The sequence below is a fragment of the Microcystis sp. T1-4 genome (genome assembly GCF_000297435.1).
GTDB lineage: Bacteria > Cyanobacteriota > Cyanobacteriia > Cyanobacteriales > Microcystaceae > Microcystis.
Map to the genome: position 1 here is coordinate 1 of NZ_CAIP01000205.1, position 24075 is coordinate 24075.

The 24075-nt window shown below is 44.3% G+C and carries 23 protein-coding genes; 15 read left to right on the plus strand and 8 right to left on the minus strand.

The features are described 5' to 3' along the window. Positions 1 to 599: 599 nt before the first annotated feature. The 3 genes from MICAI_RS27100 to MICAI_RS12835 all read left to right on the plus strand — a co-directional run bounded on the left by MICAI_RS27100 (position 600) and on the right by MICAI_RS12835 (position 2367). Positions 600 to 1580: a hypothetical protein gene (locus MICAI_RS27100; RefSeq protein WP_008202573.1), complete on the plus strand. Its 981-nt coding sequence runs from the start codon at positions 600 to 602 to the stop codon at positions 1578 to 1580. Between the two features lie 113 nt (positions 1581 to 1693). Continuing rightward, complete coding sequence (locus tag MICAI_RS12830; protein WP_008202575.1) at positions 1694 to 1954, plus strand: hypothetical protein; 261 nt, start codon at positions 1694 to 1696, stop codon at positions 1952 to 1954. Between the two features lie 5 nt (positions 1955 to 1959). Then, positions 1960 to 2367: a type II toxin-antitoxin system VapC family toxin gene (locus MICAI_RS12835; protein ID WP_008202577.1), complete on the plus strand. Its 408-nt coding sequence runs from the start codon at positions 1960 to 1962 to the stop codon at positions 2365 to 2367. A gap of 423 nt (positions 2368 to 2790) precedes the next feature. Here MICAI_RS12835 and gltS read toward each other — a convergent pair whose 3' ends face one another. Continuing rightward, positions 2791 to 3999, minus strand: coding sequence for a sodium/glutamate symporter (gltS, locus tag MICAI_RS12840; RefSeq protein WP_008202579.1), 1209 nt, complete (start codon positions 3997 to 3999; stop codon positions 2791 to 2793). A 248-nt stretch (positions 4000 to 4247) separates the two neighbouring features. Further along, positions 4248 to 6152 carry a molecular chaperone DnaK gene (gene dnaK / locus MICAI_RS12845; RefSeq protein WP_008202581.1) on the minus strand — a complete coding sequence of 635 codons (1905 nt, stop codon included), beginning with the start codon at positions 6150 to 6152 and terminating at the stop codon, positions 4248 to 4250. A 362-nt stretch (positions 6153 to 6514) separates the two neighbouring features. On the opposite strand from dnaK, the gene MICAI_RS12850 reads away from it, so the two are divergent. After that, complete coding sequence (locus tag MICAI_RS12850) at positions 6515 to 7696, plus strand: RtcB family protein (protein ID WP_008202583.1); 1182 nt, start codon at positions 6515 to 6517, stop codon at positions 7694 to 7696. 80 nt (positions 7697 to 7776) lie between these two features. After that, the gene (locus MICAI_RS12855) at positions 7777 to 8388 is read left to right on the plus strand and encodes a 4Fe-4S single cluster domain-containing protein (protein WP_008202585.1); all 612 of its coding nucleotides are present in this window, start codon (positions 7777 to 7779) and stop codon (positions 8386 to 8388) included. A 127-nt stretch (positions 8389 to 8515) separates the two neighbouring features. Here the strand turns inward: MICAI_RS12855 and MICAI_RS12860 are convergent, their stop codons facing one another. Continuing rightward, on the minus strand, positions 8516 to 9280 hold the full coding sequence (locus MICAI_RS12860) for a YebC/PmpR family DNA-binding transcriptional regulator (RefSeq protein WP_008202587.1): 765 nt from the start codon (positions 9278 to 9280) through the stop codon (positions 8516 to 8518). Between the two features lie 384 nt (positions 9281 to 9664). On the opposite strand from MICAI_RS12860, the gene MICAI_RS12865 reads away from it, so the two are divergent. The 9 genes from MICAI_RS12865 to MICAI_RS12900 all read left to right on the plus strand — a co-directional run bounded on the left by MICAI_RS12865 (position 9665) and on the right by MICAI_RS12900 (position 15955). Next, the gene (locus tag MICAI_RS12865) at positions 9665 to 10150 is read left to right on the plus strand and encodes a pentapeptide repeat-containing protein (protein WP_008202589.1); all 486 of its coding nucleotides are present in this window, start codon (positions 9665 to 9667) and stop codon (positions 10148 to 10150) included. 149 nt (positions 10151 to 10299) lie between these two features. Beyond that, positions 10300 to 12231 (plus strand): transglycosylase domain-containing protein, encoded by a 1932-nt coding sequence (locus tag MICAI_RS12870; protein WP_008202590.1) that lies wholly within the window; start codon positions 10300 to 10302, stop codon positions 12229 to 12231. Positions 12232 to 12346: 115 nt separating this feature from the next. Beyond that, positions 12347 to 12592: a hypothetical protein gene (locus MICAI_RS12875; RefSeq protein WP_008202593.1), complete on the plus strand. Its 246-nt coding sequence runs from the start codon at positions 12347 to 12349 to the stop codon at positions 12590 to 12592. A 77-nt stretch (positions 12593 to 12669) separates the two neighbouring features. Beyond that, entirely contained in the window at positions 12670 to 13266 is a 597-nt protein-coding gene (locus MICAI_RS12880) for a GUN4 domain-containing protein (RefSeq protein ID WP_002746508.1), read from the plus strand. A gap of 212 nt (positions 13267 to 13478) precedes the next feature. Continuing rightward, the gene (locus MICAI_RS12885; RefSeq protein WP_008202596.1) at positions 13479 to 14054 is read left to right on the plus strand and encodes a Uma2 family endonuclease; all 576 of its coding nucleotides are present in this window, start codon (positions 13479 to 13481) and stop codon (positions 14052 to 14054) included. Positions 14055 to 14106: 52 nt separating this feature from the next. Continuing rightward, positions 14107 to 14256, plus strand: coding sequence for a hypothetical protein (locus tag MICAI_RS26455; protein WP_002787242.1), 150 nt, complete (start codon positions 14107 to 14109; stop codon positions 14254 to 14256). Positions 14257 to 14428: 172 nt separating this feature from the next. Beyond that, entirely contained in the window at positions 14429 to 14677 is a 249-nt protein-coding gene (locus tag MICAI_RS12890; RefSeq protein ID WP_008202603.1) for a hypothetical protein, read from the plus strand. Then, positions 14674 to 15030: a type II toxin-antitoxin system PemK/MazF family toxin gene (locus MICAI_RS12895; protein WP_002760242.1), complete on the plus strand. Its 357-nt coding sequence runs from the start codon at positions 14674 to 14676 to the stop codon at positions 15028 to 15030. Before MICAI_RS12890 ends, MICAI_RS12895 begins: the two co-directional genes overlap by 4 nt. Before the next feature lie 115 nt (positions 15031 to 15145). After that, a complete protein-coding gene (locus tag MICAI_RS12900; RefSeq protein WP_008202609.1) occupies positions 15146 to 15955 on the plus strand; it encodes a DNA adenine methylase in 810 nt (269 codons plus the stop codon). A 235-nt stretch (positions 15956 to 16190) separates the two neighbouring features. Here the strand turns inward: MICAI_RS12900 and prmA are convergent, their stop codons facing one another. The 4 genes from prmA to MICAI_RS12920 all read right to left on the minus strand — a co-directional run bounded on the left by prmA (position 16191) and on the right by MICAI_RS12920 (position 20347). Then, the gene (gene prmA, locus MICAI_RS12905) at positions 16191 to 17087 is read right to left on the minus strand and encodes a 50S ribosomal protein L11 methyltransferase (RefSeq protein ID WP_008202611.1); all 897 of its coding nucleotides are present in this window, start codon (positions 17085 to 17087) and stop codon (positions 16191 to 16193) included. Between the two features lie 266 nt (positions 17088 to 17353). Continuing rightward, positions 17354 to 18931 (minus strand): phosphoglycerate dehydrogenase, encoded by a 1578-nt coding sequence (gene serA / locus MICAI_RS12910; protein WP_002804127.1) that lies wholly within the window; start codon positions 18929 to 18931, stop codon positions 17354 to 17356. A gap of 105 nt (positions 18932 to 19036) precedes the next feature. Then, complete coding sequence (locus MICAI_RS12915) at positions 19037 to 19966, minus strand: HEAT repeat domain-containing protein (RefSeq protein ID WP_008202614.1); 930 nt, start codon at positions 19964 to 19966, stop codon at positions 19037 to 19039. 147 nt (positions 19967 to 20113) lie between these two features. Further along, a complete protein-coding gene (locus tag MICAI_RS12920; RefSeq protein ID WP_008202616.1) occupies positions 20114 to 20347 on the minus strand; it encodes a hypothetical protein in 234 nt (77 codons plus the stop codon). Positions 20348 to 20538: 191 nt separating this feature from the next. Here MICAI_RS12920 and MICAI_RS12925 point away from each other — a divergent pair, with 191 nt between their 5' ends. Continuing rightward, the gene (locus tag MICAI_RS12925; RefSeq protein WP_008202618.1) at positions 20539 to 21801 is read left to right on the plus strand and encodes a HEAT repeat domain-containing protein; all 1263 of its coding nucleotides are present in this window, start codon (positions 20539 to 20541) and stop codon (positions 21799 to 21801) included. A 234-nt stretch (positions 21802 to 22035) separates the two neighbouring features. Here MICAI_RS12925 and ilvB read toward each other — a convergent pair whose 3' ends face one another. Beyond that, positions 22036 to 23889 (minus strand): biosynthetic-type acetolactate synthase large subunit, encoded by a 1854-nt coding sequence (ilvB, locus tag MICAI_RS12930; RefSeq protein ID WP_008202620.1) that lies wholly within the window; start codon positions 23887 to 23889, stop codon positions 22036 to 22038. Positions 23890 to 24075 lie beyond the last annotated feature (186 nt).

Sequence of the window (24075 nt, forward strand, 5' to 3'; positions counted from 1 at the left end):
GCCAATTATTTTACTGGTTAATGATGCTGTGTTTAGCATTTCTAAAACCAGTCCTAACGGTACAGTCGTCGGCACAATTAACGCCACCGATGCCGATAATAACCCCTGAACCTACAATATCACCGCAGGTAATCCTAACCTCGATGGCGATGGTATCTCCGCCTTTACCATCAATAATAGCGGCCAAATTCCCATGGCTGACTCCGATGACAAGGCTGTAGTCATCTCCCTACTCTAACTGACTTGACAAAAGTTTATCAAAATATAACCTTAGCAACATAAATCGGCTTATCCCTAGGTAAATCCTTGTAGGAGTGCCATTGTACCAGATATTTTCTCTCTGCATGGGTTATTTAATAAGCTCTGCTGATGAATAAAAAAAAAAATAAACGGGACTTATAATTATTCGCCTCTACAATCTAAGCATTATCCCTAACCAGTGCTAAATTTTCTGACATCCAAGCTTGATTAATGGTTTTGGTGTCTTTAGAGGCAGTTTTCTCCACTATTCGCTTACTTATCAACTTTATCTAACTCGAACTAAGGTTCGGGTGGATTCCCTATTGACTCTGTACCATCTTTTTCACACGAGGTATATCATGGCTATCATCTACGTTAAGTCTGGTGCGACAGGTAATGGTTCCGCTTGGAATAATGCTTATGGCAGTTTAGTAAGTGCGCTAACCGCTGCACAATCTAGTGATGAGATTTGGGTGACTGCGGGGACGTATAAACCCACTACGGGAACTGACAGAACCGCGAGTTTTACCCTAAAAAATAATGTCGGGATTTATGGGGGATTTGCCGGAACAGAAACTGCTGTTGATTCGGTTTTTAGTCGAAATTATGCGAACCGAGGTAGTGGTGGTGCGGTTTTCAATAAATTGATAAAACTGTGTAAGAAAATCAGTAACGTTTTAGGCTTGATTTCTGGAGTTACCCTTGCAACTGCTGGAATGCTTCTTGTTAATTCTAATCCTGCTTCGGCTTCCCAGTTATGGAATTTTACAATTGGAATTGGTAACAGATTTTATGCGGGAACTTTTACAACTAACGATTGTAACAATTTTACAAGTCAATGTCTTGTTACGGGGATTACAGGGATAGATGCGTGGGGAGATAGTATGTTTCAAGTGCCTCCACCTGGCTTGATTCCTGAGATGGGAACTCCAAGCATTAATAAAAATTATTACCTCAAATATTATGATAATTTACTACCGCTAACCTATAACGGAATTGTTTTTACCTCTCTGAATAGTGAAAGATATATTCTTTTTAATTGGAATTTATTTTTTGATTCTACTAATCAAAAGTATTATCTTTGGCAACAAGCAAAATATTTATGTAAAGGTACACCTATAAGTTATAACTGCTCCAAAGGTTTTTCGGGCGATGATCGCTATACTACACCAATAGCTTACTATAATTATTATAATGGTGAAGTACAGTTCCAATTTTCCCCAGCTAACCCTCCCCCACCACCGCAGTCTGTCCCCGAAAGCGATAACGTGGTTGGATTACTTTTGCTTGCAGGAGGATATAGCTTAAAACGGGTGATTTCTCGGTTATTCAAGCGGTAAACTTTGATTTAGGGTTAATTGGGGACGTAAGCGACGGAGTTTGCGTCTCTTTGTTATAATTAAAAAGCAGGCTAGAATTTTAGTAAAACAACGTTAATCTCTAAGGTTTATCAATGACTCAAATATTGCTCGAAATTCCTGATGAATTAATATCTCGTTTACAAGAACAAAAATCCTCGGTTCAAGAGATTGTCATCAAAGCCTTGGAAAATTATATTCAAACTAAATTACCAGATATTACTAAAACTCGCACTTGGGAACTTTGCGGAAGTTTAGAAATTAACCAACCTGAACCTAAATATATTATCGGACAAGATAATCATGGTCAAGTTGTTACTAACTACGCTGAAAACATTGATGAAACTCTCTATTAAGATTTGTGACTAAAGAAATTATTGTCGATACTTCTGCTTTAATTGCTTTTTTTATTAAATCTGAAACTCATCACGAAACCGCTCAAAATTATTGCCTAGAAAATCCTCATAATAGTTGGATTATTCTAGAATCAGTATTTGATGAAACGGTTACTTGGATCCGGAGTAAGGTTTCCAGTAAAGCCTCAATTCAAGTAGGTCAAATACTAAGAGAAGATCATCATTATATTAATCTATCAGATAGTGACGATCTGGCAACATGGGAGGCTTTCTGTAAATACAATGATAAAAAATGGAGTTACACAGATTGTTCTATTTTAGTTATGGCTCATCGCTTGCAAATATTCGAGGTATTCGCTTTTGATGATCATATTCGTCAAATGGCAGGATTAGGAATTACTTGTGTACCATAAACCAATAAAAATACAACCTAGCTAATGTTAACCCCGTTTCCTTATGGGAGCATTCTTGAGACGAGCACTTAACGCTCTTAACCAAGAATCGACTTACCGACGTAGTCTAGCACAAAAAAGTAAACGGGCGGCCATGGATAAGCTGTTAAGCATTTAAATTGCTTGTTGAGACGAGGCAAGAGGCAAGAGGCAAGAGGCAACAGTAAAGGGATTGGGGGAGATTCGGCTAATCTTAAGAATAAGTGCTTTAAATGCGTCTTAGCTTAATAACTATATGATGGCTGTGCTGAAAGCCTTTTGTCAAGCCTAATTGAGATGCTCTTACCCTGGCCGTATTATTCCGATTTTACTGCAAGCTTTTGCCAATCTTGACGGAAAAGATTAGTCAACTTTCCTCAATAATTACTTGATCGATAAAAATTTTTAAGTCAGAAAATTCAAAAATTGCTGGATGATAAAAGCATTAGACAAATCAATAAAAAATGCCCCCACCAAAGGAACAATAATAAATGCTTGGGGAGAAGCCCCAAAATTTTCCGTTACCGCTGTCATATTGGCGATCGCTGTGGGAGTTGCCCCTAGAGTTAAACCCAAATAACCGGCGCAAACTACTGAAGCATGATAGTTTTTTCCCATTACGGGAAAGACCAGTAAAACAGTATAAATAATACTGAGTGAGAACTGCACTAATAACAGGATAGCAATCGGTCCGGCCAAATCGATCAATGTCCATAATTGTAAACTCATCAAGGACATAGATAGGAATAAACCGAGACTAACATCAGAAATTAAGGCTAAAGAGGGCGTATTAGCGGGCCAAGGAAAGCGTTTCAACACCAAAGGTACGGTATTAGTCAGGATAATTCCTGCCAATAAACAGGGGACAAAATCCGGTAATTTTAACCCAAGGGGAGTTACCCAGTAGTTAATCTGATTACCTAAACCGATAGTTAAACCAATCACTAAGATTGAATGGAGCATTGTATTGTAATCGATATTGACATTCCTCTGGCTTTGTTTAATTCCCACCGTTAAATCTTGGTCTTGATTATTGGCTCGCAGTCGATTTCTAGTAATTAACCATTTAGCCACCGGTCCGCCAATAATTCCCCCTAAAACTAGCCCAAAAGTAGCACTAGCTACACCGATTTCTGATGCTTTGGCGATGCCATAATTATCACGAAAAATAGAAGCCCAAGCAATGGCAGTCCCGTGACCCCCACTCAAAGAAACGGAACCAGCAATCAAACCGATGGGTAAATCTAATCCCATCACTTTTGCCACTCCTAACCCAGCTAAATTTTGTAGAATGAGATAAACCACGGCGGTTATTAATAAAATTAGCAAGGGTTTACCCCCTTGCAGCAGGGTTTTTAGTTTTGAGGACAGCCCGATAGTAGTAAAAAAAACGATTAACAGGGCATCCCGAACATTAAGGGTAAATTCGATTTGCCATTTAAAAACAGCAAAAAATAGACCGAAAAATAAGGAAGCTAAGACACCACCAGCAACGGCATCAGGAATGTTATAGTCTTGCAGAAATTTGATATTTTTGGTTAAATACTTACCGAGATAGAGGACTAGAATAGCCATAATAATTGTCTGGCGTTGGCTAAATTGGTAAATTTCCATTTTCTTAATCTTAGTTCTCCAAGATGCTCTACTTAGGTTTAGTCCTAATTTTCATTAACAATAAATCAGCTTCTTAAAAACTGATTATTTATTCTCCGTTTTGCATGAGTGCCTCTTGCATGAGTGCCTCTCCTCATAAGTAGCCTATACTCAACGGATTTAGTATAACAACCTTATCTGTAAGAAAGCCGCAATGAAAAAAGGACACAAAGTAAATTGTGTCCTTCCCGAAGCTAGGAACTTAATTTTTATTTAGCGTCGGAGAATTCGGCATCGATGACATCATCGCCACCACCGGCACCACCAGAGGGGCCATTGCCATCATTGCCACCGGGGGGATTGCTGGGGGCTCCTTGCTGATACATACTGCTACCGATCGCATAGAGGGCTTGTTGTAATTCCGGTAGGATGGTTTTGATCTTACCATCATCGTCTTGAGCGATCGCTTCTTTCAGGTCTTTAATCAACCCTTGGGCTTTATTTTTCTCAGATGGAGGAACCTTATCGCCTAACTCTTCCAACTGCTTCTCAGCTTGATAAACCAGGGAATCAGCTTGATTTTTGCGTTCAATGCGTTCACGACGTTCCTTATCCACCGAGGCGTTCGATTCTGCCTCATTAACCATGCGTTCCACTTCATTTTGGGGCAGGGTAGAAGCGCCGGTGATGCTGATCGATTGTTCTTTTCCTGTACCTTTATCCTTAGCGGTGACATTGAGAATACCGTTAGCATCGATGTCGAAAACCACTTCGATTTGAGGCACACCACGAGGAGCGGGAGGGATGCCATCGAGTCGGAAAGTTCCCAAACTCTTGTTATCTTTGGCCATTTCCCGTTCCCCTTGCAGGACGTGGATTTCCACGTTAGTTTGTCCATCCACTGCTGTGGAGAAAACTTCCGATTTTTTGGTGGGAATAGTGGTGTTGCGGGTAATAATCCGCGTCATCACACCGCCGAGGGTTTCCACACCCAAAGACAGGGGCGAAACATCAAGCAGAAGAATATCTTTGACTTCACCGGCGAGAACACCACCTTGAATGGCAGCACCGACGGCTACCACTTCATCGGGGTTAACGCTTTGGTTGGGATCTTTGCCCAGGACTTTTTTAACTAATTCTTGAACGGCAGGAATCCGGGTTGAACCACCGACGAGAACCACTTCATCGAGGGCAGATTTATCGATTTTGGCATCACGGATGGCATTTTCGACGGGAATCCGACAGCGATCAATTAAATCGGCGCAAATTTCCTCAAATTTAGCTCTGGTTAACGTGGTATCTAGGTGTTTTGGCCCTTCGGCGGTAGCGGTGATGAAGGGCAGGTTAATTTCTGCTTGGGTAACGCTAGAAAGCTCAATTTTGGCTTTTTCTGCCGCTTCCGTGAGACGTTGCAGGGCCTGTTTATCTTGACGGAGATCTATTCCTTCAACTTTTTTGAATTCTCCGGCTAAGTAATCAACGATTTTTTTATCGAAGTCATCACCACCGAGATGAGTATCTCCAGAGGTAGCAAGAACTTCAAAGACACCATCACCCACTTCTAGAACCGATACGTCAAAGGTTCCCCCACCCAAGTCAAAAACGAGAATGGTTTCGTTAGCTTTTTTGTCTAATCCGTAGGCAAGAGAGGCGGCAGTGGGTTCGTTGATAATGCGGAGAACTTCAACCCCAGCAATTCTCCCGGCATCTTTGGTGGCTTGACGTTGGGAGTCATTAAAATAAGCGGGTACAGTGATGACTGCTTGGGTAACGGTTTCGCCTAGGTATTTACTAGCATCTTCCACCAGTTTCCGCAGTACCTGGGCGGAAATTTCTTCGGGGGCAAATTGTTTGCCCTGGGCGGGACTGTCTAATTTAACGTTGCCGTTGCCGTCTTGGAGAGTTTTGTAGGATACTTCTGTGGCTTCGTTGGTAACTTCGTTGAATTTCCGGCCGATAAAGCGTTTGACGGAATAAAAGGTATTTTGCGGGTTCATTACCGCTTGACGTTTGGCGATTTGTCCTACTAGGCGATCGCCACTTTTGGCGTAGGCGACGACTGAGGGCGTGGTTCTAAACCCTTCAGCGTTGGCGATAACGGTGGGTTTACCCCCTTCCATAACCGCAACGCAGGAGTTAGTCGTCCCTAAGTCAATTCCAACTACTTTTCCCATAATCTTTGTGCTGCTCCGATACAACTATAGTGACTTCTAGAATCGGAACTGTACTCGGTTTTTAGGCGATACCCACCCCTATCAGTTCCTTCGTTATCTCTATAGTGCAAAATAACCCCGCTTTCTCGATAGTGTAGGTATCCGAACCTTTTTGGTAGTATTGCAGTAGTCGGTAAACCTCCGGTGAAAGTCAACAATTCTCCTGGGAGGCAGTCTGAGGGAGTAATTTAGATAGTCAACAGCTTATCCTCTGGTGCTAAAATACGATCGCCGATAACAATTTATCTAAATTTATCGCAGAATCTCCATTGCCTTATTGCCTTGGTTGTACCCGCTTTTTATCTGATTATTTCATAAAAAATATGACTTACGAAACTCTGCAACTTTCCACACCGACACCGATTTTATCTTGGGCAGGCCATGAATTGGGACCCCAAGAGACCCAAATGGCCAAAAATGTCGCTTCCCTCCCTTTTGTTTATAAACACATTTCTTTAATGCCCGATGTTCACTTGGGTAAAGGTGCTTTAGTCGGTTCGGTGATTGCCACCAAAGATGCCGTAATTCCCGCCGCCGTCGGAGTGGATATCGGTTGCGGCATGGCTGCCCTAAAAATGCCTTTTACTGGTGAACAATTGCAGGGAAAACTTAAAAAAATTCGCCTCGATGTGGAGGCGAATATTCCCGTCGGTTTTGCGGAAAATAAAGAAGTGGATCGGGAAGTAACTAAATGGCCAAAATGGGCGGAATTTAAACAGATTCATCGAGGCGTACAAAACCTAGAGAAAAAAGCCCTTAAACAAATGGGTTCTCTGGGGGGTGGCAATCACTTTATCGAAATTTGTTTAGATACAGACAATCAAGTTTGGTTAATGCTCCATTCCGGTTCTAGAGGTATTGGTAATCAACTGGCCCAATGTCATATTGATACGGCCAAAGAGTTAGCCAAACTAGCAGAAGGTAAATTACCCGACCTCGATCTGGCCTACTTTGTCGCCGGTACAGAAGAATTTGCCGCCTACTGGCATGACCTACAATGGGCCCAGGAATATGCCCGTTATAATCGGGAAATTATGATGGCTAGATTTAAACGCATTGTTGAAAAACATCTAGCGGGAGGCAAACCAACTAAACCCCTCTTAGTAGTTAATTGTCATCACAATTATGCTGAAAAAGAAATTCATTTTGGCGAGGAGGTTTATGTCACCCGCAAAGGAGCAGTCCGCGCTAGAGAAACCGATTATGGTATTATCCCCGGTTCCATGGGAGCGCAATCTTATATTGTTAAAGGCAAGGGAGAACATAATAGCTTCTGTTCCTGTTCCCACGGGGCCGGGCGCTTGATGTCGAGAAATCTGGCTAAAAAAATCTTTACTCTTGATGATTTAATCGCCCAAACCGAAGGGGTTGAATGCCGCAAGGATGAGGGCGTTATTGATGAGATTCCGGGAGCTTATAAACCGATCCAACAGGTGATGAATCAACAGGCTGATCTAGTGGAAATTGTCGCCACTCTCAAGCAGGTGATGTGTGTCAAAGGTTAAAAATCATGGCAAGAGCGATCGATTTTTGTCGTTTTTTCCCTAACATGAAAAAGATAGGAATCGATCGAGGATTGTAAGCGATGAGTCTGACTATTGCTGCCGAATTAGCGCCAATTCCCGCCCATCATCTCAATATCATGGGCTATGTGGATGAATCCGCCGTTAACGGTCCCGGTTGTCGGGCCGTGGTCTGGGTACAGGGTTGTTCTCGCGAGTGCCGGGGTTGTTTTAATCCAGCTTCCTGGTCCTTTGAGATCAATCAATTAATTACCGTTGAGTCTCTAGCTGCCAAAATTTTGGCTAATCCCCGCAATAGTGGCCTAACTTTCTCCGGAGGTGAACCTTTTTGGCAAGCAAAAGCCTTGACAGAATTAGCTAAATATGTTAAGGAAAAAGGCTTAAATGTGATGTCCTTCACGGGATTTACGATCGAACAATTGCGCTCAACCCAAGCACCGCCCCACTCCCAAGAATTATTAGCCCAGTTAGATATTTTGGTGGATGGGGCCTATGTGGAATCCCTGGCTATTCATTCCCCCGATTCTCCCGTTTCTTCTAGCAATCAACGGATTCACGTCCTCAATCCCGCTCTGGAAGATCAGATTAATTGGGCATCGGATCAAGTGGAAATTCATATTCTCAAAGACGGAACCCGAATTTTTACAGGATTTTGGGGACAGATTATTTCTTGATCAGGCCTAGAATCAGTAATCAGTAAACAGTGATCAGTAATCAAGATTGTCCAACTACTTACTCTCACTTCATACCGCTCACTGAAAACTCAAATCTGATCAGTGATCACTGCCTAGGAATTTAGGATCACAGATCCAGCAACATCAATTCCTCGACTAAATCAAAATTAGCTGTCACCGATTGCACATCATCTAGGGATTCTAGGGTGTCGATTAACTTCAATAAAAAACGGGCCTGGTCTCGATCGCTTACTTCTAGGGTATTAGTGGGAATCCAGCGTAATTCTGCTTCTTTGACCTTAAATACCGCTGCTTGCAGAACCTTATTCAATCTCTCCAGGTTAGACACCTCAGTAAACACTTCTGCCCCTTCACCTTCCTCCTCACTGTCAAAAAACTCGTAGGATTGGGCCTGGCCCTCTAGGGAAGCTTCTAAAAGCTGATCCTCATCAATAGTTCCCTCAAGGCGAATTACCCCCTTATGGTCAAACATCCAGCCCACACAGCCCGTTTCACCTAAATTACCGCCATTTTTGCTAAAAGCCACCCGCAGATCCGCCGCCGTGCGATTGCGATTATCGGTCAGTGCTTCGATCAGGATCGCCACACCCCCGGGACCATAACCCTCGTAGCGAATTTCCTCAAAAGCTGAGTCATTTTCCCAAGTTCCTGCCCCTTTAGCGATCGCTCTTTCGATATTGTCATTAGGAATACCGGCCGCCTTGGCTTTTTCGATCGCCGTGCGTAGCTGAAAATTGCCCGCCGGATCGGGAACACCGTTACGCGTAGCCACGATAATGGCCCGGGATAACTGGGTGAAAGTTTGCCCTTTTTTGGCATCAACCCGGGCTTTTTGTCGTTTAATATTTGCCCATTTACTATGACCAGCCATATCTATCTAAGATATCCAACATCAAAAATCTAGCAGATCGATCGCCCTTGGTAAATCTGGGGATAATTGTCAACGAGTGCAGGGTAATGATCATAAATCCTGTGTAGAAGCTATAGGGGAGTGGGAATTATGAATTATGAATTATGAATTAGGTAGAGGGAAGACCACTTCGTGCGGGTTGCGGGGGGAGGTGGGGAGAGCGGAGCGGGGAGAAACAATTCATAACTTGGGAGTTAATCACACTATTAAAAACGGATTTGGTATAAATCCTGTTTAGAAACTATAGGGGGGCGGCTAGTTCGAGCATTTGTACTAAAATTCCCGATATGCGGTTTAAATCCAGTACAGCTTATTATAGAAAAGGTTGATTGATCAGGTGGCAATATGGCGCAATTTTCTCGCAGAACTCTACTAACCTTGTTTGCTAGTATATTAGTATTATTATACTACTTGGCTCCGGCCCAGGCGCTAAGTTATAATAACCGTAATTTGACCGATAATGACTTTGCGGGGCAGGATTTGCGCGATTCCACCTTCGATCACTCTAATCTGCGCGGTAGTAACTTCAGTCATGCCAATCTAGAAGGAGTGCGCTTTTTTTCGGCCAACTTGGAGGGGGCCGACTTTAGCGATGCCAATATGAGAAATGTGGATTTAGAATCGGCCCGTTTAACCAGAGCCAACTTTACCAATGCCGTTCTCGAAGGAGCTTTCGCCACTAACATTTTGATCAAAGGTGCAATCATCGACGGGGCCGATTTTACCGATGCAATTATTCGCTCCGATGTGGAAAAATATCTTTGTGAGAGAGCCACGGGAACTAACCCAGTAACTGGCAGAAATACCCGCGATACCCTATTTTGTCCCTAATCCTGCTGTCATGACCGATCGAATCTAGAGCCAGATCGGCCATAATTGCTGTAAGCTAGTATTCGATTTTTTAACAAAACCTTTAGAATAGACTTTCAAGCCAGTTCGATCGATCAGTCCCCTCTTGGAAAAAGGAAATTGTAACCATCGTGTCCACCAGTACCCTCGGCAATCAAGACAAAGAGCAGAAACCTAGTAGTGACTCGGATAGCTTTTTACAAGGAGTCTCCAGAGTCGCAGGGGGAACTGTTCTCGGCCTGTTGATGGTATCCACGGCCGTGGTGACGGGGGCTGTGGTAGGATTAGCGATTAGTTACCGCAATCTACCGGATGTGAGGATTTTACGCGGTTACGTTCCCACAGAAACCAGTTATATCTACGATGTTAAAGGCAGACTCCTGACCAGCTTACACGGAGAAGCGAATCGGGAAGTGGTGGAACTCGATCAAATTTCTCCCAATCTGAAACGCGCAGTGATGGCGATCGAAGATAGCCATTTTTATCACCATCGTGGTATTAATCCTAATAGTATCGGCCGGGCAGTAGTGGCTAACTGGAAAAGTGGCGGTGTGGTGGAAGGTGCATCTACCATCACCATGCAGTTAGTCAAAAATATCTTTCTTTCCCATCAGCGCACCGTTAGCCGTAAATTAGCCGAGGCAGTCCTGGCAGTACGAGTGGAACAGGTTTTTAGCAAAAATGACATTCTGGAAATGTACCTCAATAATATCTATTGGGGTCATAATAATTACGGAGTGCAAACCGCTGCTAAAAGTTATTTTAATAAACCCGCCTCCGAGTTAAATTTAGCAGAATCGGCGATGATGGCTGGATTAATCCAAGCGCCAGAAGTTTATAGTCCTTTTAATAATTATCAAACCGCCAAGGAAAGACAGGCACTGGTTCTCAGTCGGATGCGTACCTTGGGTTGGATTACCCCCGCACAGGAAGAGGCCGCTTTAAAGGAACCGCTGAAACTGGGTAAACCCACCGCTTGGCAAGAAAGTAAATTACCCTACGTTACCGATGCAGTGGTGGCAGAATTGCGGCAAAAATTTGGCAAGGAAACCCTAACTAAAGGGGGAATGCGGATTCAAACCACGATCGATCTCGACTTTCAAAACATGGCCGAGTCCACCATTCAAAAGGCCTATAATAGCTTGCGTGGTCGCGGTATTCGCACCAAAGACCTACAAATTGCTCTAGTCGCAGTGGATCCCCGCACCCATTTCGTCAAGGCGCTCGTCGGTGGTGTTGATTACAATAAAAGTCAATTAAACCGGGCCATCCAATCCCGTCGTCAACCGGGGTCAGCTTTTAAACCTTTCGTCTATTATACTGCCTTCGCCAGTGGTCGTTTTACCCCCGAAACGGTGATTAATGATGCTCCTGTCCGTTTTCGCGAGGCCGGCGGCTTCTATAGCCCAAAAAACTACGGTGGCGGCTTTTCTGGTCCGGTTTCCCTGCGTAGCGCTCTGGTGCAGTCTCTGAATATTCCCGCAGTTGTTCTCGGTCGTCGCGTCGGGATCAATAAAGTCATTGAAGTCTGTCGTCTGCTGGGTTTCGAGAGTCCTTTAATTGCCGTCACCTCTTTACCTTTGGGGTCCGTGGATGTGACTCCTCTGGAAATGGCGGGAGCTTACGCTACTTTTGCCAGTAATGGCTGGCATTCCGAGCCTACCTTTATCATGCGTGTTACTGATAGTCGCGGTAACGTCATGCTCGATAATACACCCAAACCGAAGCTAGTTTTAGACCCCTGGGCTACCGCTTCCCTTAACTCTGTCTTACAGGGAGTTATTCAAGGGGGAACAGCAACCTCGGCCCAAATCGGTCGTCCGGCAGCGGGAAAAACTGGTACTACCGATAACGAGAAAAATGTCTGGTTTGTTGGTTATGTTCCCCAATTAGCCACCGCAGTGTGGATTGGAGATGACCAAAACCGCACTTTAGGTAAAGGTATCACCGGTGGCGGTTTTGCCGCTCCCATTTGGCGCGATTTCATGGCACAAGCTCTTAAAAATGAACGGGTAGAATATTTTCCTTCTCCTTCCAAATTCCGCAAACCAACAGTTAAGTAGATGGTTAATCTAATTGGTTTGATCGTAATTTATCGATCGAGTAAAGGTGGCTATGTTAAAAATGAAACCTACGCTTTGAGCCTTCAGGTTTCCTACGATTAATAGGTAAGTTACCATGAGTACCATCCAAGTTCAAATTCCCGACTCATTACAGAAAAGTTTAGATGATCTAGCGGCTCGTGATGGAATTTCGATCGATCAATTTATCTCTACTGCGATCGCTGAGAAACTTTCAGCGTTGATGACAGAAAATTACCTAATAGAAAAGTCCAAAAAGGGAAGTCGAGAAAAGTATGAGGCAATCTTAACAAAAGTTCCCGATATTGAGCCAGAAGCCTATGACCGGCTGCCGACTGTCTGACATATCACTGCACCAGACTTTGTGCTAGACTTTGACAAGGCGGGTGAGTTCAACCGTTTGACTAGCTGAGAGACTGTATGTCTGGGAAAAAGTTAGGTATTCATACTACTATCGAAATTGTAGCTTTTCTATCAGCTTTGGCTACAATTATGGGTTTTGTCTATTTTTTCTATGATCGCCACTTTGTAACTTGTAAACCTATGGAGGGATTTTCGTCAAACAGAGATGCTTATTATTCATGTCTTCGTAAACTGCTTAAAGAAAATAGGTGGGAGGACGCTAATAGAGAGACTCTAAGACTAATGTTGCAAACGGTCAATAGAGAAGGAGAAGGATTTATAGATACAAAAACTATGAAAGAATTTCCTTGCAAAGATTTGTTGATTATTGAAGATTTGTGGTCAAAAGCAAGTCAAGGCAGATTTGGCTTTGATACTCAGCAAAAAATATGGAAAAGTGAAGGCGGTGAACCCTATTTAACTGATGAGAATTCAGAGGCTTACCATAGGTTTCGCAGTGCAGTGGGATGGAAAAAAGGAAAAGATCCTAACTTTTCTCTGAATGCTCCATATGGCCATTTACCAATATTAGGATCTCATGGAAAAATAGGAGGAATTGCAAACACATATCGAATTGCAGAGTGTCTAGAAAAGAAAGAGTGGGAAGCGCCATAACCAAGGTGAGAGCATCTGAAAAGCTATTGACAATTGGCCAATTTTGTGATCCCCGTGGGTATTTCTAGTGATACCAGTCAGTTAGAATAGTTAAGAAATCGACCGATTTGATTGAGAGGGCAAATTCTCCTCAAATATACCTGAATCGTCGGTAAGCAACCCAGATAAAGTTCATTTATAATAAAGTCACAAAAAAACCTTTGCTTGAACCGATGACGACTTCCTTGACTGAGAGTCTCACCCTTGAAGATTTCCTCAAATTGCCATATTTGGAGGATTCTCCAGCATGGGAATACTTGCATGGAGTCGCAATTCAGAAACCCATGCCTAAGACTCGACACTCTATCCTGCAAAAACGTCTTTTAGCTGCGGTTGACAGCCATACTGCTGATTATACAGCCTTACCTGAGTTGCGATGTACCTTCGGCGAGCGTTCGATCGTTCCTGATGTGGCAGTAATTGCATGGAATCGAATTAACCTCAATCAAGCAGGTGAACCAGAGGACGACTTTAGGGAAGCACCTGATTGGACTATCGAAATTCTTTCACTGGATCAACAGGTAAACCGTGTAATTGACAACATTCTACATTGTTTAAAACATGGCAGTAAATTAGGATGGATGCTTGATCCAGATGATTATTCTGTTTTAATGTTTACTCCCCAACAAGAGCCGGAAGTTTGCAGAGGGGATGACCAACTTAAGGTAATTGCAGGGGTTCAGTTGACACTGACTCCACAACAAATCTTTGCCTGGCTAAAAGTTAGTCAAGCTAGACAAAGTAAGTAGAAGTCTGGGGAGAAGTACGAGGACTAATATGAATTGATGGGAGAGTAAATTTATGTGGGAAGATGAAATTCTTGAAGAATTACACAGAATACGAGAAGAACAAGCCAAATCTTTTAATTATGATTTCAAGGCCCTATTTGCTGATTGGCAGAAAAGACAAGCAGCGAGTGGCAGACAATTAGTATCATTGCAACTTCAATAATAGTGGCGACTTCAGGTGGTAATGGGCCTAGCAGCGCGGGTGAATCAGACAGTAGTAATTGATAAGATCCGAACGTCTGAACGTCCTCCTTACCCCCCTACGCGCTCAGGGACTCATGGGGTTTTGTTGAAGACGGCTGTTGGCCAGGATCTCTTATAATGGGGAAGTCGGAATGTTTTTTCTTCCTATGCCAGTAAGTGCTGAAGCTCTTAAGCAAGACTTGGATCGACTGACTGATAATCAGCTTCAGCAAGTGGCTGATTTTATTGCCTTCTTAAAGTTTCGCAGTCAGCGTCATCAGGCTGTTCTCGATCCAATGCAACTGGCCGATCTGTTTGCAGAGTTTGCTGATCAAGATCGCGCCTTTGCTGAAGAAGGTATGAATGACTATGCAGTAATACTCCATCAAGAAGACCAATGATGACTAATCCTCTGAAACGGGGTGAAGTCTGGTTAGCCGACCTCAATCCAACTCAAGGTTCTGAACAAGCGGGCATTCGTCCCGTCATCATTTTCCAGAATGACCTTGTTTCCCAGTTCTCAACTACGATCATTGCTATTCCGCTCACCACCAACCAACGTCGCGCTGCTTTGCCTATATGCTTACTGATAGAACAGGGTAATGGTGGACTCGGCCAAGATTCTGTTGCCCTATGTTTTCAGATGAGAGTGCTGGATAAAACTCGTTTGATCCGCACACTGGGACAACTGAGTCCCGAAATAATTGCCCAATTGGAAGAAGTGGTTTTGCTAACCTTAGGATACGAGTCATAAATGTGGAATTAAACGGAATTCTTATGAGTATAGGCTACATATCAGGACAGGCACTCATGCAAGAGGCGAAAGGGGGAATAGATAATCAGTCTTTAATAAACGGATTTAGTATAAAATGTCAAAAATTAAAAGTCCCTTGCGTTATCCGGGGGGGAAATCCCGGGCAATTAAGCAAATTCTGCCGCAAATTCCTGTGAATATTAGGGAATATCGAGAACCTTTTTTTGGTGGGGGTTCTGTATTTTTTGCTGTTAAGCAACTCTTTGGACAACAAATAAAAACCTATTGGATTAATGACTTAAATTATGATTTATATTGTTTCTGGCAATGCGCTCAAGAAAATATTGAGTTATTGGTAGCAAAAATAACAGAAATTAAACAGAAATATGATAGCGGACGAGAATTATTTCAAGATTTGACAAGGGAAGATTTAAAGTTAACCGATTTTGAAAAAGCGGTGCGTTTTTTTATCTTAAATCGGATTACTTTTTCGGGAACAGTGGATTCGGGAGGTTATTCTCAAGCAGCTTTTACCAGTAGATTTACTGATTCATCAATTGCCAGATTAACCCAAATTGCGCCGTTATTAGCATCGGTAAAAATTACTAACCAAGACTACGAAGAATTATTATTTGCTGAGGGAAAAGAAGTTTTTATCTTTCTCGATCCCCCCTACTATAGTGCCACAAAATCCCGTTTGTACGGTGTGAGAGGTAATTTACATACCAGCTTCGATCATCAACGTTTTGCCGATAATATGCGTCAATGTCAGGCTAAATGGTTAATTACCTACGATGATTGTCCAGAGATAAGAAAACTCTTTGATTTTGCCCATATTATCGAGTGGAATCTTCAGTATGGCATGAATAATTATAAACAAGGAGCGGCGGCATCTGGTAGAGAATTAATGATCAAAAATTATTAGTGGGATGCCGAAGGCACTGAGTAGCAGTAAGCTAATTTGGCTCTTCGGTTTGTGTTATGCAATAGACGGGGGTTATAGGGGATGGAACCCTTGTATAGAAAGGCATTTGGCGATTTTTGTCATTATTTTTGATCTAGAGCGAACTAATGGATTAAATCTCTTGCCAGATAAGGATTTAAAGGATTTAGTCGATTTATGCCCCCCTATCAAACCATACCAAGTAACGAAGAACCTACTAATCCACAGTGCGACGAATTTGCAGACAACACCATTCTTGACGTTTCCACAGGGCAGCTACTGTCCAGCCTTGGGGTTCTAAAATATCTGTAACTGCCTGTGCTTGGGTGACAAGAATGCCGCTTAAAATTCCCCAAGTGGTGGGTTTTGCCAGACGGGTGATTTCCGGCATTAAAGCGATAATTGTCTCGGCTAAAATATTACAAACGATGCCATCGACACCATCGGGAATTAATTCTAATAACTCCTCGACACTACCCTGATTAACAGCTAAATTTTCGGGGTTAATCTGGTTGAGATGGCGATTACTATACGTCGCACTCACCGCCAGCGGATCTGTATCCACAGCATAAACTTTTTTGGCCCCTAATAAAATCGCCCCGATCGCCAGTATGCCGGAACCACAACCGATATCGGCGATAATTTTATTCTCTGGATGGCTACTTAAACGCATTTCTAGGGATTCTAGACATAATTGGGTGGTGGGATGCGTTCCCGTGCCGAAAGCGGAGCCGGGGTCAATTTTAATCACTAATCTCTGGTTATTTTCCGGGGGATTTAACCAAGCAGGACAGATCAAAAAGCGATCGCCGATCTCGCTGATCTGCCAATGTTGTTTCCAACTGCTGGCCCAGTCTTCCTCGTCCATTAACTGCCAATAGCTGACAGGTTCAGAAAAACCTAAAATCAAAGCATCCTGCTTTAACCAGAGGCTTAGTGCCTCTAAATCAGGCAATTGCGCTTTAATTTCCGGTATATAGGCTTTAACCTCTAAAGAGGATTGTTTTTTAGCCGTGGCCGTTCCCGAACAGCCAAAATCTTCCAGTCTCCAGAAAACCGTTTCTTCGAGACTAGGTTCGCACAAAACCGTAATTTCCCACCAACTATTAGACATATATCAGTTATCAGCTTCTGAAGGCAAGAGGCAACAGGCAAGAGGCAAAAGACAGAATCTGACAATTCTCCTACCTAAAAAGAAGGTTAGAAACTAAGCACATCAAAGCTTTTAGCTTAACCAATTAGGTCTGAGATTCGGCCTTTGTTATCAGTTATCAGTTATCAGATTTGGGTTTTCAGTCAACAGTATTAAGTGGCAAGTGCAGAGCTTTCCTTTCACTGATTACTGTTTACTGATTACTGTTTACTGATAACTGATTTAATCTAGAGTTTTACCGTGTAAGCATCGCGGATACCGGGGACTTTAGTAATTTCCGAGAGAAGACCTTCCGGTAGAGGATCATCGAGACTCAGGGCCATAACAGCATCACCGCGAATAATTTTGCGTCCTACCTGCATACTGGCGATATTGACGTTAAAACTGCCTAAAAGTGCGCCAATTTTGCCGATAATACCTGGCATATCTTGGTGAAGGGTGAAGAGCATATGATTACTCGGAGGCACGTTAATGGGGAACTCATCGAGGTCAGTAATGCGGATTTCTCCCGTACTTAACAGCGCTCCGGTGACGGAATGGGTCCCCATAGAACCATTAGCTTCCAAATGAATCGATCCCGAATAGTCGCGGGTGGAAGCGTCCCGGGTTTCGATTACCCGGATACCGCGTTCCTTAGCTTCGATCGCCGCATTAACATAGTTTACCCGTTCCCGGAGGGCTTGGGAAAGTAAACCCTTAATGGCCGCTATCACCAGAGGTTGACTGTCTTTAGTGGCCAATTCTCCCTGTAAACGGACATTTAACGAGTCACAGCGACCTCCTGCCAACTGACTGACAAGATTACCCATAGTTTCCGCTAATTGCAGGTAAGGGCGCAGTTTTTCCATAACATCGGGAGTTAGTCCGGGGATATTAACGGCCGAACGCGCTGGCAAACCGAGGAGGACATCCCGAATTTGTTCGGCCACATCAATAGCCACATTCACCTGTGCTTCCGTAGTCGAGGCACCTAGGTGGGGAGTGAGGATGACGTTAGACAATTCTCTTAATCTAGATTCGCCTAAAGGTTCCTGTTCAAATACATCCAAGGCTGCCCCGGCGATTCTACCGGATTCGAGGGCTTCAATTAAAGCCAACTCGTCGATAATGCCGCCGCGGGAACAGTTAATGATGCGGACCGTGGGTTTCATCTTAGCGATGGTTTCCCGACCGATGAGATGCTGGGTTTCGGGAGTTTTCGGGACGTGGAGGGTGATAAAATCGGACTCGGCAAAGAGTAGTTCTAGATCCACCAGGGTGCAACCGAGTTGATCGGCGCGTTCTTTGGAAATAAAGGGGTCGTAGGCGAGAATTTTCATGCCGAGGGATCTAGCGACGGCGGCGACGTGGGAGCCAATTTTACCTAAACCGACGACTCCTAGGTTCTTTTTATAAACTTCTGTGCCGATAAAGCGATTTCTTTCCCATTTATTCGCTTTTACCGACTGATTGGCATCGGGAATATGACGGGAGAGGGATAACATCATGGCCAAGGCGTGTTCGGCAGCGGCGATCGTGTTCCCTTCGGGAGAGTTAACGACAATAATACCCTGACGAGTGGCCGCGGGAACATCGATATTATCGACTCCTACCCCCGCGCGGCCGATAATTTGCAGTTTGCTGCCCGCTTCGACGATTTCTTTGGTGACGCGCGTACTGGAACGGAGCATCAGTGCGTCGTATTCGGGGATAATTTGAATGATTTCCTCGGCGGATAGTCCTGTTTTCACGTCCACTTGGGCAACCTGTGACAGAATTTCTACTCCTACCGGATCGATCGAATCGGATACCAGAACTTTGGCCATAATCTTTATAACGTGCTTTTTTCAGTCTACGGGCAAATGCTTGACCAATTGGGGTCTAGCCGCAATAGCCCATTTTAGAAGCAAAGGGTGCAGTCCATGGCAAAATTAGCCAAAAGATTTTAGGTTGTCCTTGCCATGGTCTTCAATGGTGTCCATGTCATCCTCTTGCCGTTGTAACTGAGATATGGCCAATTTAATCACGGTGGCGATCGAGTTTTCCGCTTCTTTTTCTAAGGCCTTTTCTAGGGCTGCTATTGCTTCTGTATCCTTAATTTTCATTAACGACAAAGCCGCCGATTTGCGCGTTTCGCCATCGGGATGTTCTAACAAGGGAATTAAACGGGAAACTGCCGGTTTATAGGCGAGATTTCCTAATACTGCCGCCGCTTCACAACGCACCGTTTCCGAGGTATCCTCAAGGGCATTAATTAACAATTCCAAGGCTGTTGCTTCGCCACTATCCTGGGCGATTTTAGCGATCGCACCTACCACGGCAGCCCGCACCGCTTCCACATCAGAGTTAATTTCCCGATATAAATATTCCTTCGCTTCCGTGCCAATAAAGGCTAAGGCCCAGGCCGCATGACCTTTGGTGCTTTCGGGATGTTCACTGGAGGCGAGAATATCGAGTAACTGGGGAACAGCAGCCTCACCAATACGCGCCAAAGCACCCACGGAGGAACCTTTAACCACCGTATCCTCATCGTTAAGCAGCGCTTGCACTAGGGGAGATACGCTGTCCGGATCCGCAATTAGTGTTAGAGTTTTGGCACTGGCACGACGCACCACTGGATCCTGATGATTGAGCAGTGCTGTCACTAAAAAAGGAGTGGCAGCTTGGCCGATTTTACCGAGAGTATCGGCAAAACCCAAGCGCACCATTCCCCGGGGATCTCCCAAACATTCCACCAGACGCTGGATACGTTGGCTATCACTCCCATCGAAGGTTCCCTCCGCCACTTCCTTACGGGCGATCGCCAAAAATTCATCTACTTCGGCACTGGATAGGGGGAATAATTTGATCGCTTCACTCATAATCAGGAATTTTCCATCAATATTGGGTTAATTAGCGGTCAGCCATCGGCCATTAGCCTTTATTTCTCGTTTTTTCCATTAATTAGCCATTTTTCCGACCAATATAACTTTTATCTCGCTGACGACCAACGGCTGCTGGCTATTTTTTTAATTGCTGCTGAGGGCAGCCTGTTGGGCGCGCAGATGGGCGAGAGTTTCGTCAATTTGGGCTAATTCTGGCTCTAAACGAGCATTAAGCTTTGATTTGGGCAGTTTCGCTTTTTGAGCGGCATTGGTGAGATCGTTGATCAAGCGTTGACGATAGACCTCAAATTCTTCAATCACTGCCGCGATGTCTTGCGGAGTAACGGGGTCGGAAATATTGCTGAGATTGTCAGTCATGGCGATCGCTTAATTGAGATTTTTGTTAAAGGTTTGTCTCTGATTTTCTCAAATTTTCCTACCCTAGTCCGATAATTGTAATAACTGGTAACGAAACCGATTCTGGGAAATCTCGCGGATTGAATGAAACCCTAGAAATAATTAGGATTTCTCCCTTTTTACCCCTGACTTTTTACTTGATTTAAGGCACGATGGATAAACGTTTTTTTAATATGTTTGGGTTAACAGAAGATCAAGCGATCGCTCTCCTACAAACCCCACTCGAACAGTTAAACGCACCCACAGAGCGTTATGTAGCGGCAGCCCATCTAATTAATTTTCCCACGGAGCGATCGATTAATGCTTTGATCGCAGCCGTAGAAAATCCCTCTGACGATCTCTATGATCGCATTACCCGACGCAAAGCTTTAGAAAGTTTAGGTCGTTTGCAAGCAGCAAAAGCTTTACCGATTATCCGCAATTGTTTAACCGATGAAGATATTTATACCGTGGAGAATGCTGTCTGGGCGATCGGCGAGATCGGTACCCAAGAAACCGCCATTTTAGAGGAAATTAGTCAATTATTAGATAAACCTGGCCAGAGTTACCGGACTATTATTCAAACTTTAGCTAAATTAGATTATCAACCCGCCGTCTCGTCCATAGAAAAATTGACAAACTGGCCAGATAAACCGATCGCCAGTGCAGCAATTGCCGCTATTTGCCGTTTAACGGGGGATTATGGTCAGATGGGGCAAGTGGTGGCTTTTCTCCAAGATGATAATGTTAACGCCCGTCGTGGCTCTATTCAAGACCTAATTGATGCGGGTTACTATCAGGCAATTCCCCAAATCTCTCGCTGTCCAGTTTCGATCGCTTTTCGTCTGCGGGGAATTCGTTTATTAGCGGAGGTGGGTAAGGAAAAAGGTCTAACTTTTGCCGAGGTGGAACCCTATCTAGATAGCGTTATTTATGACCATCCCGAAAGTCTTGATTTAGTTCACGAGTACGATCAACCACCGACAATTGATTTTACCATCGGTGAACTCTATCACACGGATTTTGGCCGCTGTTATCTTGCCAGTAAAACTCTTTTAGAAAATTATGCCACGGCGGCCCCAGAAGCTTTATTAACTACTTGGGAAAAAGAGGCTCATAATGATTACGGAGCGCATTATCATGTTATTAAAATTCTCGGTTGGCTGCAATATTCTCCCGCTTACGATCTATTTATCGAAGCCTTAGAAAATACTTCGCCCCAATTCCAAAAATCCCGGGCCGCCGCTGCCATCGCTTTAGGAAATATCGGTGATCGGCGCTCAATTTCTCTACTACATAAGTCTTTGAATAGTCAGATTTTTGATTTAAAATATGCTAGTTTATTGGCCTTAGAAAAGTTAGGCGATCGGGAAGGGAAAAAGATGATCGCCGAGGATGGCGATTGGTTAATTCGATCGAAAGTCAATCGGATTTAATGCCTAGCAATTCTCGGTTATTTTATCGAAAATTTGGGTTTAAATAGGGTCTGCTGAAAAAGTACGGGCGAAGCATTCGGATAGGAAATCTACGGTTTCAGCGATAGGTTATTGCCCGAATGCTTCGCCCCTACAGGATGCGCTCACCGCTCAAGATACAAGGTACAGTAGAGAAAAAAGGGAAAACCTCCGTTAAGGATAACGGAGGCTAGATAATTGATTAACAATGTTTGGCTACAATTTCGCCCCACATTCAGGACAGAATTTATTATTCACACTGTTAACCGCGCCACAACTGGGACAATTGAGCATTTCACAACTTCTGGTGACAATTTTCGGTAAACCAATCATACGCGCATTACTTTGACCGGGGGCAACCATGGGATAACAATTTTCGTCTCTAGTAACGATCGCATTGACCAAAACCGGACCATCATGGGCCAACATTTCGGCAATTTTTGCGGCTAATTCCTCTCGATGGCGAATAGTAATCCCTTTAATGCCGTAAGCTTGGGCTAACAGTTCCACATCCGGCATTCCCACTTCCATATTGGAATTAGAATAACGTTCCCCATAGAAAGCTTCTTGCCATTGACGTACCATACCCTGCCAACCATTATTAATAATAATCGTCTTGGCATGAATATTAAATTGGGTGAGGGTGCCTAATTCCTGTAGATTCATCTGGAAACTGGAATCACCACTAATACAGATGACCTCCTCATCGGCAATGGCCACCTTTACCCCCATAGCAGCTGGTAAACCGAAACCCATTGTCCCCAATCCCGCGCTAGAAATCCAACGTCGGGGACCATTTTTGAGAAATTGGGCCGCCCACATCTGATGCTGGCCCACATCGGTGGTGTAGTAGGCGTGGGGTGCTTGACGGCCCACCTCAACGATTACTTCTTGGGGGGAAAGTCTGCCTTCCGGTCGAGGTACTTGCAGGGGATAATCTTGGCGCCAGCGCTCGATCTGGGCTAACCAGGCTTGGGTGCGCTCAGGATTAGTGGGATAATCAAATTCTCTGGCTTTTTGGAGTATTTGTTCTAAAACTACCCGGACATCCCCGACAATCGGCACGTCAGGGGCGCGATTTTTGCCCACTTCGGCGGGGTCTATATCCACATGGATTACCTTAGCTTTCGAGGCGAATTCGTCCAATTTTCCCGTTACTCGGTCATCAAAACGAGCGCCGACTGCAATTAATAAATCACACCCGGTCACGGCAAAATTAGCGTAGGCAGTGCCGTGCATTCCTAACATTCCCACCGAGAGGGGATGATGTTCATCAAAAGCACCGATCCCCATTAACGTGGTGGTGACGGGTAACTGAAAACGCTCGGCAAACTCGGCAATTTGGGCGTGGGCATTCGCGGCGATCGCACCCCCGCCAACGTACAGTAAAGGTTTTTCGGCGGTTTCCAAGAGGTGTAAAGCGGCCTCGATTTGACGGCGATTGCCCTTAACCGTGGGACGATAGCCGGTTAGTTTCACATCTCCCGGTTCGACGGGGATATAATCGCAGGGTTCTAAACCGACATCTTTGGGAATATCGACTAAAACCGGCCCCGGTCGTCCTGTACTGGCGATATGGAAGGCCTCAGCGATGATTCTTGCTACTTCGCTGGCATTTCTAGCCACATAGGAATGTTTAACAATCGGGAGAGTAATCCCATAAATATCGGTTTCTTGGAAAGCATCGGAACCGATGGCCGCCCGACTCACCTGACCGGTGATAATTACCATCGGGATGGAGTCCATGTGTGCGTTAGCGATGCCTGTCACCAAATTGGTCGCCCCGGGGCCGGAAGTACCGAAACAGACCCCCACTTTGCCGGTGGCCCTAGCGTAGGCATCGGCGGCATGGGCGGCCGCTTGTTCGTGGCGCACTAAAATATGTTGTAATTCTCCCCGCTCTTCAAAGCGGTAGAGTTCGTCATAGATGGGCAGGATCGCACCTCCGGGATAACCGAAGATGTGCTTAACACCATGACGTTTGAGACTGTCCATCAAGGCATAAGCCCCAGAACAACGCTGGGGAACCGTTGTTAAAGAGTCATTGGGCTTGGGAAGTGATGAAACCACAGGGCAAACCGTCCAATTTCTAACTAGAGGGATAATTGCAATTCTGTTGCCTAGGATGCAACTTGAAAAATAGCAAAATTGATAACCTTATACTTTTAGTGTATTCCATCTCACCTTTTTGGCCGCAGTTTTTTTTCTTTTTGCATCTTACCCATGCAATATCTGGGGAAGTGGGGTGTAGGGTGT